This is a genomic window from Anabaena sphaerica FACHB-251, from assembly GCF_014696825.1.
GTDB lineage: Bacteria > Cyanobacteriota > Cyanobacteriia > Cyanobacteriales > Nostocaceae > RDYJ01.
Window position 1 is genome coordinate 1 of record NZ_JACJQU010000027.1, and the last position, 15,186, is coordinate 15,186.

Below are 15,186 nucleotides of genomic sequence, written 5' to 3' on the forward strand. Positions count from 1 at the left end.
TTCACTCTCTGCTATTTCAATTTTAAAAGTACGGCTCATGGTTATTTTGATTTATCAAGTTTGTTTTCTCTATTATATGCAGCTTCATATTAAATTGGTATTAAAGGAGTAAGTAAGTGGGCGTTAAAAAATATAATATAAACCTAACCCCCCAGCCCCCTTCCCTAGTAGGGAAGGGGGAGTCAAAGCCTCTCCCCTGGTAGGGGAGAGGTTTGGAGAGAGGTTTTATATTTAATTGTGCCAAGTTACTTAATTGGTGATTGGTAATTAGTAATATTTGTTCTCCCTCCTGCCTCCTGACTCCTGCCTTCTCAAATCAATTTTGCTGATTCATAAAGTCTTTTAAAAATGGCTTTAATCTTAGTGCCATAATCTAAATCTGCAGACCATCTTCCTGATAGTTGATCAACAGAAGGAGCAACACCCCTAGTCACAAATCTAAACCGGGGATCTACCTCCTGCTGTACCAAAGGTTCTAAACTAGCGTAGGCTTTTAAATGTTGGATATGCGCCCTCACACCAATTCTGGCACTAGGAAAAGATGCTGCTTGTGATCCACCACCGATTGCTCCTAAACCTGCAAAGTTATTTTGTTGAGGTTTAACATCAGTACCAAATCTTAAAAATCCAGTTTCTAGACACATTTGAGAAAAGGCAATATCATGATTTACACCTTCCAGAGTTGCTTCTTCTCGATAAAGTTTGGGAAGATCGGGGAACTGTACCAGAGCATTTTCATTGTTATTCCTCAAAAATAGTTGTAGCTGTAGTTCTGTGGTATTGCCATTAGAAATAATTTGTTCAATTTGTCCGGGACAAATGGTTAAAATTGAGCGGAGTTGAAGAGTTTTAGTCGCACTATCCCAGGCAATAGAAATATTAAAATCTCGCAGTTCAATGGCTTTGATATAAACTACACGCCGATAGGTAACACGGTTAACATTAGGCGCTTTTGATAAATCAATCCGCAAACGATCTACTAAATCAATGGGAATATAAGAATTTCCATTAATTAATACCCCTTGTTCTGGATAATTTTGCCCATTAATGTTAATATTAATTGGCGGATAATTTGCTTCTACAGGAGTTCCTGGATTAGGATCAACTCCTCGACTCCAAGCTATTAATCCATCAACAATTCCTAAAGCAAAATCACGACGACGAGTTTGTAACAAATTACGATCATCGGGACTGCTGAGAAAGCCTACTTGCATGACTAAAGCCGGAAGAGTGGTTCGGCGACAGAATTGCAAACTACCTAAGCCGCTATCTGTATCTGGTCTAACTCCGCGATTAGGTAATTGAGGGACACGGCGCAACAATCCCATCAGCAACATTTCTGCATTTTGCTTGCGTTGATCATTGTTAGCAATATAAAAAACACTCGCTCCCCTTAGCGTAGGACTACTAGCAGCATCAGCTTCAATTTCTACAGCCACATCAATGGAACGAGCGCGAGAATTAATCCAGGTGATAGTTTCGGCTGCACTTAAATCATCAGGAACAGCTAAAACTTCGACAGTACGCGCCCTGAGTTCTGTTACAATCAAATCCCGCAACATAATCATTTCTTTGGCTTCAGTTGTACCACCTGCGATCGCACCGGGATCAATTCCGCCTGCTTCCCTGCCTCCATGCGCGGCTGAAATAAAAATACGTCCCATTTTGATTATTCCCGTTGTTAAGCTCCAGCGTATGCAATTTTAGCGATTATTTTGGGTCTAGGAACAAGAATTATAATAAGTCAGTGGTCATTGGTTATGAGTCATTAGTTATGAGTCATTAGTTATGAGTCATTAGTCATTAGTCATTGGTAAATACCTCTTCCCAGTCCCCAGTTCCCAGTTCCCAGTCGCCAGTCCCCAGTCCCCAGTCCCCAGTCCCCAGTCCCCAGTCCCCAGTCCCCAGTCCCCAGTCCCCAGTCCTATGCAAATACCCCGCTTACATCCAGACACAATTGAAGAAGTTAAACACCGGACTGATATTGTCGATGTAGTCTCGGAGTACGTAGTCTTACGGAAGCGCGGAAAGGATTTTGTTGGGTTATGCCCTTTTCATGATGAAAAAAGCCCCAGTTTTACAGTCAGTCCCAGCAAGCAGATGTATTATTGCTTCGGTTGTCAAGCTGGAGGTAACGCGATTAAGTTTGTCATGGATTTGGGTAAACGCCAGTTTACGGAAGTAGTGCTAGATTTAGCACGGCGTTACCAAGTACCTGTAAAAACCTTAGAACCTGAACAAAGACAAGAATTACAGCGTCAGTTGTCTTTGCGTGAGCAGTTATATGAAGTTTTAGCTTCTACAGCCCAATTCTATCAACACGCTCTTAGACAAAGCTTGGGACAAAAGGCGATGCAATATTTACAACAGCATCGTCAACTAAAAGCAGAAACAATTCAACAATTTGGTTTAGGTTATGCTCCCGCAGGTTGGGAAACCTTGCATCGGTATTTGGTGGAAGATAAACATTATCCAGTGCAGTTGGTGGAAAAAGCGGGTTTGATTAAACCCCGAAAAGAAGGGGGCGGTTATTATGATGTATTCCGAGATAGGCTCATGATTCCTATCCGCGATGTTCAAGGAAGAGTAATTGCTTTTGGTGGGAGAACTTTAACTGAAGAACAACCAAAATATTTAAATTCTCCAGAAACAGAATTATTTAGTAAAGGTAAAACTTTATTTGCTTTAGATCAAGCCAAAGAGGGGATTTCTAAATCGGATCAAGCAGTAGTGGTAGAGGGATATTTTGATGCGATCGCTCTTCATGCAGCCGGAATTAATAACGCCGTTGCTTCCCTTGGTACAGCCTTAAGTATAGAACAAGTTCGTCTGTTATTGCGTTACACAGATTCAAAACAATTAATACTCAATTTTGATGCAGATAAAGCCGGAACCAATGCCGCAGAAAGAGCCATTGGTGAAATTGCTACACTAGCATATAAAGGCGAAGTGCAGTTAAAAATTCTTAACATCCCCGATGGTAAAGATGCTGATGAATACTTACATAGTCATACAGCAGACGAATATCAGCAACTATTGGCAGATGCACCACTGTGGTTAAATTGGCAGATTGGGGAGATTATTAAAGACAGAGACTTGAGACAAGCCACTGATTTTCAAAAAGTTACACAAGAAATAGTCAAACTCTTGCAAAATATAGTTAATAGTGATACTCTTAATTACTATATTTCCTACTGTGCAGAAATACTCAGCTTAGGGGACGCTAGACTTATACCCCTACGAGTTGAGAACCTACTAACTCAAATTGCACCCGCTAGTGTGCAAACTCCATCATTGCGGTTTCGCAAACAGGAGTCTAAAACGCCGAAGCTATCTCTAGTAACCACTGAACGTAGTTTATTAGAAAAAGCAGAGGCGTTATTATTGCGAATTTTTTTACATTGTCCCGAACAACGTCAAGTAATATTTGAAGAATTAGAAGAGCGAAACTTAGAATTTAGCCTTTCTCATCATCGTTTTTTGTGGCAACAGAGTTTAGAATTTCCCTTAGAAGAGCTTGATTTAATTTCTAATTTACAAAATCGGTATTTAGAATCAGGAGAAGATTTAGCAATAGTTTCCCATTTATTTCATTTAAATGAGAAAAGTAAGCATGATGATATACTGCGTACTCCCCAATTAGTGCAAGCAACTCTAGCTTCTATGGAAATAGTTTTGAGAGAAAAACGTTATCGTCATTTTATGGAACTGTGGGAGAAAATAGATATACAAGCTGAACCAGATAAATATAAATCTTATGCAGATGCTATATATGCTGAAAAAATGCGGATACAAGTATTAGATAAACAAAGGTCATTTTCCATAGCCGAATTATTTTAATCAAATAATAGGGAGTATACTAATTCTATGAAAATGCAAACTAATATCCAAGAAATCAAAACAGTTACAGCCTATTATACCCCAGAAGAATATTTAGAACTGGAAGAAAAATCACAGTATAAAAATGAATATAGAAATGGAGAAATTATACCTGTTACTGGGGGAACAACAAATCATAATAAACTGGCATTAAATTTAGCTACTGGTCTGAATTTGGCATTATAATGATTTCAAGTATGAAGTTTATATTGGAGATGTCAAACTGTGGATACCACGCTATCAGGAATTTACTTATCCTAATGTTATGGTAATAGTAGGTGAGCCTGTTTATTATGGCACAAACACTACAATAGTTACCAATCCTGTATTAATTTCTGAAGTCTTATCTAAATCTACAAAAGACTATGACCGAGGTGATAAATTTCTTTATTATCGTTCAATTCCCGAATTTAAAGAATATATTATGATTGACCAAAATCAACATTATGTAATGCAATATGTCAAAAATAATGAAAATCAATGGCTTTTGACAGAGTATGAAACAGAAGAAGCTATTTTAAAACTTTCATCAATTAACCTTCAATTATCTTTAAAACAACTGTAAGTAAGTGGGCGTTAAAAAATATAATATAAACCTAACCCCCCAGCCCCCTTCCCTACTAGGGAAGGGGGAGTCAAAGCCTCTCCCCTGGTAGGGGAGAGGTTTGGAGAGAGGTTTTATATTTCATTGTGCCAAGTTACTTATAATAAAATTAACTTTTTAGAAAAAATAGAGTAAATAGATTATCTTTTTATCTCGTTCCCAGTCTGAGACTGGGAATGCTATTAAAGAGGTTCTACCTCTGCTTTATTTTAAGGCAGAGCCTTCCAAACTTCATTCCCATACAGAGTATGGGAACGAGAATTAAACAGAGTATGGGAATGAGAATTAATAGATTTACTAAATTAAATTCACCTTAGTAAAAATTGATTTAGACAACATACCATGTACCCCCTTTTGCGGACTATTAACAACTTGAGTGATATGAAAATTCACCGCTAAACTACATAAAACGTAAGCATCTTCTGGTGATAAATTGGTGAAGCGTTCTAGAAAATAAATCATATTCTTTAAAGCCAATTCCAAAGCATCATCTAAGGTTTCTGCAAAACCCATGGTGATGAAATCTGTAGGCGTTTCTGCTATTGGTGTTGCCAACTGTAAATCTTTCCGCAGTATGAGTTTAATTCTGCCATTCATAGATGTTTCAAGAGCAGTTACATTTACTTCCCCATCTCCTTGTGCAGAATGTCCATCACCAATAGAAAATAATGCACCGGGAAGATATATTGGTAAAAATAACCGCGAACCTGCTTGTAATTGACGGTTGTCAATGTTGCCACCATAAGCACCTGGAGGTATAGAGTTACGGGAGTTTTCTGGGGTAGCAACTCCTAAAATGCCAAAAAAAGGTGTGAGGGGAATTTGGATATTTGAACCTAGAGGAAATTCTGCAAAATTATTTTCTAAATCGAGGGGGATAAATCTTAATGCAGCTTGAGGAAACTGCTGTGGTAATGCTCCCCAACCTGCACGAATAGCGTTAAAACCAACAGATAAACTGGGTGAAATAGCCTCTAATTGTACTTCTAAAACATCCCCTGGTTCGGCATTGCGGATGTAAATTGGTCCGGTGAGTAAATGGGGTCCTGCTGCTATTTTCCGTTCTGGTGGTAAATTTTGACAGATATCAATAAGTTCTGGTGTGAGAAACTCTGGTGGTGCTTTGTCGTAAACGTAATAACCTGTGTATGTTTCTACGTCTATTGTGTCATGAGAACCAACAAATAATGCTGGTTCTAATAAATGAGAGAAGCCACCTAAATGTACAGTTTTTTTGGTAGCTTTTAAAATGTGGTGAGTCATTTTTGCAGATGCTTATCGACTGATAACAGGGGGTTTTTGATTTCCAGAATTATCTAGTTAATTTTTGTTTGAGGGAACTAATATAATCGCCGATTGCATGATCTCGAAATCGAGCAGAAAGGAAATTTAAACTAAATCTAGAACCGATTCGCAATTCTTTATCTACATGACTATATCCTTGCCACCATCTGGGTAATTCAGGTACTATATCCATGCCATGAACAAATCGATAACTTTTTATAACTCTTTCATTATAAGATGTGCTAAATCCATTATTTCCCACTTTTGGCGCTCCAAATGTATAGGCTTCTACGGAGGATAATTGAGCTTTAAAATTATATTGAATATCTACAGCACATAAGGTTGCTAATGCTCCTCCTAAACTGTGTCCAGTTACGGTAATCTTAGAAATATTATTCTTTCGGATATATTCATGAATATCATCTCTGACCGAAAAGTAAGCCTCGATAAAACCACGATGCATTAAGGAACCTGATTTGTTCTCTGTTAAATATGGATAGATTTTTTCTTTTTGGGCAACAATTTCTTCTTTAATTATTTGCTTATCAAATTCTCTATGTTCCTGACGAGTATCAAAGTTTGTTCTCCAGTCAAAAGATGAGTCACTACCACGGAAGACGATAGTAATTCCGGATGAATCTGTTAAAATAGCAAATTGAGTATCGGTAGTGTCTTTGCTAAAGAGAATTGGTTTTTCAGTCCAATTGCTAAAGACAATTTTAGAAAAGTCTTGATAAATTTCCTGACAGGAAACTGCCATTTTGAATGCTTTGGAATAATCAACTGTCATTACTGTGTCCTTATAAAAAAGTGTGAACCAATATACAGATGTTTCCGGCAACGTGTCTGTATTTTGGGTGATTTGACGGATATCATATCATTGTTTATTTACAAACGACTAGAGTACAGCCAAAAATTTTCTGCGTTATCAGTTTTAGCAATGCCAAACCCATACTAAAAAACCTAATACTCAAGTCCCCGACTTCTTTGAGAAATCAGGGATTTATCTCCTGGAATTGTGTCAGACTTATATAGCAGGTGACAAAGTTGAAAGCCTGTTTGTGTCCTAACCACCTTGGCAGTTGCTATAACTAAAAAGGCTATCAATACAAAGGTTAAGAAATTACCAAAAATTCAAAGTTTAGCAAATTTGTGTGGTAACGAAGTTAATAACATCTGCTAATCCGGTTTTGGTTTTTAAGTTGGTGAAAATAAAGGGTTTATCACCACGCATTTTCTTTGCGTCTGTTTCCATCACTTTTAAATCAGCGCCAACATAGGGTGCAAGGTCAGTTTTATTAATGACTAATAAATCAGATTTAGTGATACCTGGTCCACCTTTGCGGGGAATTTTATCACCAGCAGCAACGTCTATTACATATATTGTTAAATCTACTAATTCGGGACTAAAGGTAGCTGCCAAATTATCACCACCACTTTCTAAAAAGACTAAGTCTAAATCTATAAATTTTTCTTCTAGTTGTTCAATTGCGGCTAAATTCATGGAAGCATCTTCGCGAATAGCGGTATGGGGACAACCTCCTGTTTCTACTCCTAAAATACGATCGCTCTCCAAAGCCTGAGAACGCACTAAAAACTGAGCATCCTCTTGAGTATATATATCATTGGTAACGACTGCCAATTTATACTCTTCCCGCAATGCTTTACACAAAGCATCCACCAAAGCCGTTTTTCCCGAACCTACAGGTCCAGCTACTCCTACTCGAAAAGCATTCATAGAATTAGTCATTAGTTATTAGTCATTACTCATTAGTCATTGGTAAAAATCTTCTCTCCCTGTTCCCTGCTCCCCTGCGTCTTCTTCCTGTCACTTTTCCCCTAACTCCTAAATAACCTTGTATATTGGGTTTCATGCTGCATACTAGCTAAAGATAAGCCCCAACTACAACAAGCTAGGTTATCATCTTCTAAGGTGAGAATTTCTGACATTGTAATATTTAATAATGTTTGTAACCCCAATAATAATTCTTGTCCAGCGGTTTGACCAAGGGGAATAAGTTTGACTCCAGCAGTAATTAAATTATTGACCCAACTATGCAGATATGCTAATAACGCAGCATGAGTATTAATTTGCCAATGAGCGCAAGCAATCCCAAAAGCGATCGCATAATTGCAAGGATAGCCGACAGCAGTAGCTAATGGTACAGTTTCTGGCGCAAGTTTACTTAATAATTGGATGAGCGATCGCCCCATTTGCCAACTAGCAGCGCGTAACTCTTCTGCATCTCTCACCGCAGATAACCATAAATTCCATCTTTGTAAACCTTCCAAATTACCAATTTTTGCAGCTTCTAAAGCCCTGATCATCACTACAGCATCTATGCGAATTGACCCATATTTCAACTCAGCTTCTATCCAATGTTTTAGGCTATTTGTATTATTAATAGTGCCATTTTCCACCAACATTTCTAGCCCTTCCGAATAGCCATAAGCTCCCACTGGTAAAGCTGGACTAGCCAATTGTAAAATAGATAAAAAATGGCTATGAGTGAGAGTGATGGTTTCCATAAGCTCCTAATTCTGGTTGAAAAGGTACAACTTCTTCCTTAATTTCTAAACCCAATTTTTTCAACATTGTGAGTAAAACTGAATCGGGAGACAAGCGTAAATAATTTGGCGTAATTTCCACAGGTACATGACGATTGCCCAAATGATAAGCAGCCCTTAATAACAGTAAAGGTGTGTGTGCAACTACAGTTAAAACAGGTTCAGGTTTAGCAACAATTCTGATGGAATTGCTTTGACTTTCATCTGCTAGAATATCACCGTTATGTAAAACTGTGCCTCTCGGTAAACGCAAAAATACCACCTTCCCATCTTCCCATGTAAACCGATGACGGCTACGGGTACGTTCTTCAGCAGTGAGTGGGAGAGTGAAATTAACCACAGCATTAATATCAGGAGGTTTCAGTTGCGTTAACGTCAGCATCATTGAGGAAATCATTTATAGATATCTTTGTGAATTTTAAGCCCTGATGGTGCAACAAAACAACAAAAATCTCAAAAAACAAATCCCCGAATTCTTTGAGAAGTCAGGGATTTATATCTTGCCTGCGCCTTTTGTGTTTAATCTTCATCCCTAGCATGAACTTGAGCCGGGGGACTAGTTGCTTCCACAGCGGTAAATGGTTGCAGAATTCTATAAGAATGAATTGCTCCCTTCGGTACAACCCAAGAACTGCCTTCTTCTAGTAAAATTGTTTGTCCAGCAATATCTAATTCTGCTTGTCCATTAATTACATAACCAACAGTTTCATATTCCCGTTGAGTTGGTACTTTTTCCTCTCCAGGTTCTTCGTTTTCCCACAGCCGCATCGAAACAGTTTTACCGGATGCAAGATACTTTTGACCAAGTTTACCTGTTGGGGAATAGGCAGAATCTACTTTTTTAACACTGGTGTCACTCATAATAGTTTAGCCTGCAATAAGCCTTAAATGTGAAGTGTTTTGAAGATTTAATGTAACCATTCAGGAATGGAATGATCCCCGACTTCTTTGATTATCATGTTAATAAAATTTGAATTGATTCCAGAAGTTGGGGATATGGGGATCAACAAAAGCTATAGCTGAATGCTTACGATTTAATTTGCATGATGGGGGTAAGCCTTATGCACTAACCCCCCAAGAGTTATCTCTTGTCTCTCAATATTCTTTCAGGTGGTATATTATCTTGATAATATCCAGATTTACCTCCAGTAATTGGCTCTACGGTTTTTTCCACATTTGTGCGGACATCCTCTAAAAACTCTCTTGTAGATTCAGGAATAGGTTCATCAAGATTGAGTTTCTCTTTAATATTATCAGCAGTTCCTTTGAGTTTTCTTTGGGCATTGTCTAGCTGCTGATCATTTCTTATTGCTCCTCGGTCTGGTGTACCTTTATAATAAACACCTTCTGGAGTTGTAACGGTCTCAGCTTGTGCTACTAGCATCGCATTACCAGAGCTAAAAGCTTGGAAGCCGAAAAAGGTAACTGCTACAAAAGAGATTACTAGCAAACGTACAATTACACGTTGTAGATTCTTGAAAAAACCGTTCATAAGTATCCTTAAAGAGATTAAAGTTTGTGAGGGACAAATTTGGTGAATTTGTCTTGTTTGTGTGGGCAAAAAATCAACAATTTACATTGTCACGGCAGCACTAGAAGTAGGTTTAGGAGGCTTAATATCAGCCGCTATCCGTGACCGATAAAGTTCTACTAATCGCTGTTCATATTTACCCAAATCGTTGTGAATTTCTTTGAAAATAGCTGTTGCTACTGGGTCAGTATACATTGCAGACAAATTGCTAATATCACCAATCCCTGTTTGCACATCACCCAAGGCACAACGGATTTGATAGATATCATCACTGCCACTCAAGGCAGATTGTACCTTGGCATATTGATTAGCAATATTAGCCGCAAAAGATGGTTTTTCATGCAAGCGATGAAGATAAGTTTCTAGCTTTTGAATGTGGTGCTGTTTATTACTTATCATGTCTTGAAACAGGTTTTTTACTTCCTGATCTGATTCTTTTTCTAGATACTTTTCTAGAGCTTCTAAAGAATAACGTTCACCACCTAAAGCAGTATTTAAACCTTTAACAATGTCATTCTTTGTGGAACCACCCCAAGCATCAGCTAATTTCCACCATTCAGCACTTGTGTCTTTTTCATCAGGTAAATTAGCATCTTTACCACCATAACCTAAACGATTTAAAATTGCGGTTGTAAAAATTGCTAAGTCGCCAGGTTCACGAGATGTAATCAAATTACCATCCACCACTACTGGCTCATCTAGATAATTTCCACCCGCATTGGTTATGTCTTTACGAATAGCAGTAAATCCAGTTACTTGTTTACCTTTAAGTAAATCACCTTCAATTAAAACCTGTGGTCCGTGACATACTGCTGCTATTAATTTGCCTTGCTTCATTGCTTCACGAACAAAGCAAACTGTGTTACAATTGCGCCGCATTTGATCAGGAGCCATACCGCCAGGAATTACAACTGCTGCAAATTCATCAACCATGGCTTCTGTGGTTGTTCCATCAGCTTGTACGCTCAGTTTCCCACGTTTACCCTTATATTTTTCATTCATCCGCGAACCCAGGACTACTACCTCCATTCCCGCTTGTTTTAGTCCGTTACAAGGAATTATAAATTCTAAATCTTCTACTCCTTGTTCAATGAGAATTGCCACTTTTTTCTTACTAGAATGATGATTATTGTTTATCATTGGTTTTCTTTCCCTGGTTAATTCTAAGAACTGCTCTTGTCAACTGATTTAGGAATCGATCTCAAATTGCACATTATGCTGGCATTTCACCTGTTGGTGATGTGGTAAATAATTCCTCATAATCATGTGAAAAATAGGTGTGAAATTTCTTGAACTTCTCCGGAGTTACAGCATTTTGTAAAACAGCAAAAACAGCCCGAACGTGCATTGCGGCTGTAGTTGGTTCGATGTTTTCTTTTTGACTGGCTCGTTCAATAAACTCTTGTAGGTGAAAAGATTGACTAGCTTCTATCTCTCTTCCGCGCAAACAGTCACCTAATTCTGGTGGTATTTGTGCAGCTAATTCTTGTGCTTCATTTTTAGGAATAAGTTCTCTCACCGTTTCTAATGTCGCACGAGTAGCCACTTCTGCTTCTTCACGGGAATTTGATTGAGATAGGCTTTGTACATGGGTAATGAACTCTGTATATTCCACTTTTTAATCTCCTCTGTTAAACCTGAAAAAATAAAATTCATAAAAATTTCTTATTATACTTAGGTGAGATGAGGCTAGTTGAATTAGATATTGATTCCTGGAGAATAATGAATAATCGCCAACAGCTATTTTCTCAACCTAAATTATCCAAAGATAATATTAATGAATTCCCAGTTACCAGATTAATATCTAATAAAATTATTCACTTCGTTCTGAGGGGATATATTTTATATAACTAAAGTATTAAATCCTTAGTTAGATAAAGATATTTTGTGAAAAGGTTATAATAAAAAAGCAGCTAGTGGCTATTATCATGACAAAGAAACGAAATAATCACGAAAATAAATCTGATGATTTGCCACAGGAAATTACTGAATCCTATGGTACTGGCGTAAAAGACTTACCTGGATATAATGTTGGTCAACGTTCGCTGCGAGAACATAGACAGGAGTATATAGAAAGCAGTCCTGAATTTCCTGCTGAATTCACTATTGCTGCTGATGAAGTTGATACTTATTGGCAAGATACTGTAGGAGATGAAGCTGTTGGTGGTACTGTTGCTACTCCTGACAAAAATGTAACTGAAGAATTAGAAGCAGCTGTGGGTTTAGAAATGAATGATTATGCCTTTCTTCGCACTAACGATATTTTAGAACATCGTGATGATGCCCGTTGGGAACTAGAGCCAAAGTCTTCAGAAGATTATCAAGAACGGCGGCAGCAAGATAATTCATAATTGAATCATAATTATGAATTTTAAATTTTCCCAGATAGATAGATGGGGTTGATATTAACTATTTTCAACCCCATCCTGACGAATTAAGTAGAAAGGCAGAAAAAAACCGTAGACGCGCAGCGGCTTCTCGGAGAGTAGTATGTAACAAAAAGTAAAGTTGTTAAAAACCTATTCCTTCCAGTCTTGTCATAACGACAATTTTTAACGCCGACCTACTTAGTATTTAGCAACTAAATCCTAACTCCTCAACCTTGCCAAGCATTATTTATCTTTGCTTTTGATATTTTCATGCAATTAAAAATGCTAATAATCTGGCAACACACTCCGCCCAAGCCCACTTTTTTTTTGGTGTTCTTATGTTTAATTCTTCTTTTTTATAGATGAGATACATCTGTCTTCAGTAGGGTTCCCTAATACTTGTACTTTTGTTAAGGTGAATCACATAATCAATTAATAGTGATGGCAGCAGCAATGACATTTACACAAACAAGTGATCCAACTATTCGTGAACATATCCAGTCTTGGCGTAAATTAGATGTGGATCAACAGTTAGCTTTGTTTTGGTTTATTTACCAAGAAATGGGTAGCTCAATTACGCCAGCAGCACCTTATGCCAGTACTGCTTCTTCAGAAATTGCTGAGGGTTTATTTGAGCAGGTTGAACAATTAGAGGCAGAAGAACAGTTACAAGTTCAGCGTGATTTAATTAATCAAACAGATAGCCTCATTTCCCGTGAATATGGTTCTTTAAGTGATACCACTAAGCTGTTATTTTGGTATCGACTAGCCCAAGGTATGGAAGGTATGACCATCATTACTATGCCTCCTAATTTCCAACTTTCCTCAGCAGCCGAAAATTTGCTCAATAGAATCAAAAATTTATCTTTTGAGCAGCAAATTACTCTTTTCCGTGATTATGTTTCTCCAATGGGTACTGAACCAAAAGCTGGAGCAGAAATTTAGGTCTGATAGTATTTAGATAGCTGGAAATAGATACAGGACTTACGCCAAACAGCACGAAAGTAGGGATAATTCATGAATTACCCCTACGCAAGAATAAGGCTTTCAGTCGTATCTTGCGTAAGTCCTAAGATAAACAGATAAACACAGAGTAAACACTATGCTTGTTACTCTGTGTTTTTTATTTTGGTGATTGGGGCAGCTGCACCCTTACATCATAACGCCCTTTGCTTCTTATTTGCTAATTTTAATGGCTTTAAATTAGTCTTCATCTGTCCTGGGACTGGTTTAAATTTGGGGGATTTTTATTAGGATTCTACCTTTTTATAGTGTTCTCAGTAATTGATTATTTTATATTATAAAGACAAACATTTATAGTTTAATTTAAATATTTTGGATGGCAAATTCTATCATGTAGAGTTCATTACAAATGCTTCATAAGTAGTAGAAATTCCTTCTAATGTCGATGCTTACCTTAAGCATGATTATCAGTTACTCGATAGTGAATCTAAATTAGCCTTTTGGGTTGTAATACCCAAAAGATCTTCACCGATAATTGCAAATGTCAAGCAGGAATATATGCTGATGGCAAAATCAAGAAAGTTGGTGAATTTTCTCAACTCACTCAATCGGGATAAATTAGTATTCTTCCTGAACCAAGTGTTATAAACCTGGAGGTTTTTATGACTGCGACGAATGTTAACCCCATAGCACAGGCTGTATCCACTTTTAATAGGTTAGATGTAGATGATCAACTGGCAGTTCTGGGTTTACTCTATGCGGATATTGCCAACCAAATTCCTGCCAATGTAATAGATTTTTTGCCCACAGAAAAGGCTGCGAATTTGGTAGCACAAATTCAGCAGTTTTCTCCAGAAGAACAGCTGTATGCTTTGCGAGATATCTTGCCGTCCACTCGCAATGATCAAGATGAAGTCATGCTTGATCCACACCCTAGTAAAGCAATGGTAGAACTGAGTCGAGGCGGGACGACAATTCCTACTGGTGAATATGGTTCAATGAATACAGAAGCTAAGTTGGCTTTTTGGTATTTACTAGCAGAAAGATTGGGTACTACATTGATTGCTATACCCCAAGATTATCACCTTTCTGAGTCAGCGATAGAAGTGGGTAACTTCCTGAAATCATTAAATACTAATGATTTAGTATCTTTTATGAAAGGAGTGTTGTAAAAAGCAGTCTAGTGTCTTCTAGCTTGAGGAAAGGGTAAAGAATCTTGTGGTTCCTGATTGTACAATTTTATTTTGACACCAGTAGAGACGTTCCGACGGAACGTCTCTACTTTACATTTGTTGCCCAAAAGTTTGAGAATGATTTAGTATCTTTTATGAAAGGAGTGTTGTAAAAAGCAGTCTAGTGTCTTCTAGCTTGAGGAAAGGGTAAAGAATCTTGTGATTCCTGATTGTACAATTTTATTTTGACACCAGTAGAGACGTTCCGTCGGAACGTCTCTACTTTACATTTGTTGACCAAAAGTTTGAGAATGATTTAGTATCTTTTATGAAAGGAGTGTTGTAAAAAGCAGTCTAGTGTCTTCTAGCTTGAGGAAAAGGTAAAGAATCTTGTGATTCCTGATTGTACAATTTTATTTTGACACCAGTAGAGACGTTCCGTCGGAACGTCTCTACTTTACATTTGTTGACCAAAAGTTTGAGGTTGAATTTAGTATTGGCCTACTATTGCTTTCAGCTAAAACCCTCTGCTGCCATCCGAATACTAAAAAAGTACAACATAGTAAGCCCACCAAAAATCGAAGTTGCCAATTCTTCATGGTAAATAATCTAGTAGTTTTTATTGCTGAACAAGGTCAATACCCTGTCGGATTTTATAATTACTTTTTACGAGATAACGGATGGTGTTTATTTTTTGTAATTTAAGATTTTTGTATATAGCTGTAGCCAGGATAATTAGGACATGATTAGTCCTTGAAACCAAAGAATAACAAGGGTTTTACTCTTGCATGAGAGCAAGATTGCCTCTTGTCTTAT

General features: G+C 37.6%; 14 protein-coding genes and 1 pseudogene. 5 read left to right on the forward strand and 10 right to left on the reverse strand.

The window, feature by feature from the left end; all coding sequences use genetic code 11:
* Positions 1-311 precede the first annotated feature (311 nt).
* Entirely contained in the window at positions 312-1,664 is a 1,353-nt protein-coding gene (gene tftA / locus H6G06_RS24915; protein ID WP_190564752.1) for a hormogonium tapered terminus morphoprotein TftA, read from the reverse strand.
* Between the two features lie 262 nt (positions 1,665-1,926).
* On the opposite strand from tftA, the gene dnaG reads away from it, so the two are divergent.
* A complete protein-coding gene (gene dnaG / locus H6G06_RS24920; RefSeq protein WP_190564753.1) occupies positions 1,927-3,840 on the forward strand; it encodes a DNA primase in 1,914 nt (637 codons plus the stop codon).
* A 27-nt stretch (positions 3,841-3,867) separates the two neighbouring features.
* Positions 3,868-4,444, forward strand: a pseudogene (locus H6G06_RS24925) (Uma2 family endonuclease).
* 336 nt (positions 4,445-4,780) lie between these two features.
* On the opposite strand, the gene H6G06_RS24930 reads toward H6G06_RS24925, so the two are convergent.
* From H6G06_RS24930 to H6G06_RS24970, 9 genes are all read right to left on the reverse strand, one after another.
* Entirely contained in the window at positions 4,781-5,746 is a 966-nt protein-coding gene (locus tag H6G06_RS24930; protein WP_190564754.1) for an acetamidase/formamidase family protein, read from the reverse strand.
* Positions 5,747-5,795: 49 nt separating this feature from the next.
* The gene (locus H6G06_RS24935; RefSeq protein WP_190564755.1) at positions 5,796-6,557 is read right to left on the reverse strand and encodes a lipase family protein; all 762 of its coding nucleotides are present in this window, start codon (positions 6,555-6,557) and stop codon (positions 5,796-5,798) included.
* 351 nt (positions 6,558-6,908) lie between these two features.
* The gene (ureG, locus tag H6G06_RS24940; RefSeq protein ID WP_190564795.1) at positions 6,909-7,505 is read right to left on the reverse strand and encodes an urease accessory protein UreG; all 597 of its coding nucleotides are present in this window, start codon (positions 7,503-7,505) and stop codon (positions 6,909-6,911) included.
* A gap of 101 nt (positions 7,506-7,606) precedes the next feature.
* On the reverse strand, positions 7,607-8,296 hold the full coding sequence (locus H6G06_RS24945; protein ID WP_190564756.1) for an urease accessory protein UreF: 690 nt from the start codon (positions 8,294-8,296) through the stop codon (positions 7,607-7,609).
* The gene (ureE, locus tag H6G06_RS24950) at positions 8,271-8,717 is read right to left on the reverse strand and encodes an urease accessory protein UreE (protein WP_190564796.1); all 447 of its coding nucleotides are present in this window, start codon (positions 8,715-8,717) and stop codon (positions 8,271-8,273) included. The genes H6G06_RS24945 and ureE overlap by 26 nt, the downstream gene beginning before the upstream one ends.
* Positions 8,718-8,854: 137 nt before the next feature.
* On the reverse strand, positions 8,855-9,196 hold the full coding sequence (locus H6G06_RS24955; RefSeq protein ID WP_190564757.1) for a cupin domain-containing protein: 342 nt from the start codon (positions 9,194-9,196) through the stop codon (positions 8,855-8,857).
* 220 nt (positions 9,197-9,416) lie between these two features.
* The gene (locus H6G06_RS24960) at positions 9,417-9,827 is read right to left on the reverse strand and encodes a hypothetical protein (protein WP_190564758.1); all 411 of its coding nucleotides are present in this window, start codon (positions 9,825-9,827) and stop codon (positions 9,417-9,419) included.
* An 81-nt stretch (positions 9,828-9,908) separates the two neighbouring features.
* Positions 9,909-11,006, reverse strand: coding sequence for a DJ-1/PfpI/YhbO family deglycase/protease (locus H6G06_RS24965; protein WP_190564759.1), 1,098 nt, complete (start codon positions 11,004-11,006; stop codon positions 9,909-9,911).
* A gap of 73 nt (positions 11,007-11,079) precedes the next feature.
* Entirely contained in the window at positions 11,080-11,481 is a 402-nt protein-coding gene (locus tag H6G06_RS24970; RefSeq protein WP_190564760.1) for a DUF2267 domain-containing protein, read from the reverse strand.
* 313 nt (positions 11,482-11,794) lie between these two features.
* Here H6G06_RS24970 and H6G06_RS24975 point away from each other — a divergent pair, with 313 nt between their 5' ends.
* From H6G06_RS24975 to H6G06_RS24985, 3 genes are all read left to right on the forward strand, one after another.
* Positions 11,795-12,217: a DUF6335 family protein gene (locus H6G06_RS24975; protein ID WP_190564761.1), complete on the forward strand. Its 423-nt coding sequence runs from the start codon at positions 11,795-11,797 to the stop codon at positions 12,215-12,217.
* Positions 12,218-12,688: 471 nt separating this feature from the next.
* Positions 12,689-13,180, forward strand: a complete 492-nt coding sequence (locus tag H6G06_RS24980) for an orange carotenoid protein N-terminal domain-containing protein (protein WP_190564797.1) — start codon at positions 12,689-12,691, stop codon at positions 13,178-13,180.
* Positions 13,181-13,860: 680 nt separating this feature from the next.
* Positions 13,861-14,370, forward strand: coding sequence for an orange carotenoid protein N-terminal domain-containing protein (locus tag H6G06_RS24985; protein ID WP_190564762.1), 510 nt, complete (start codon positions 13,861-13,863; stop codon positions 14,368-14,370).
* Positions 14,371-15,186: the final 816 nt, after the last annotated feature.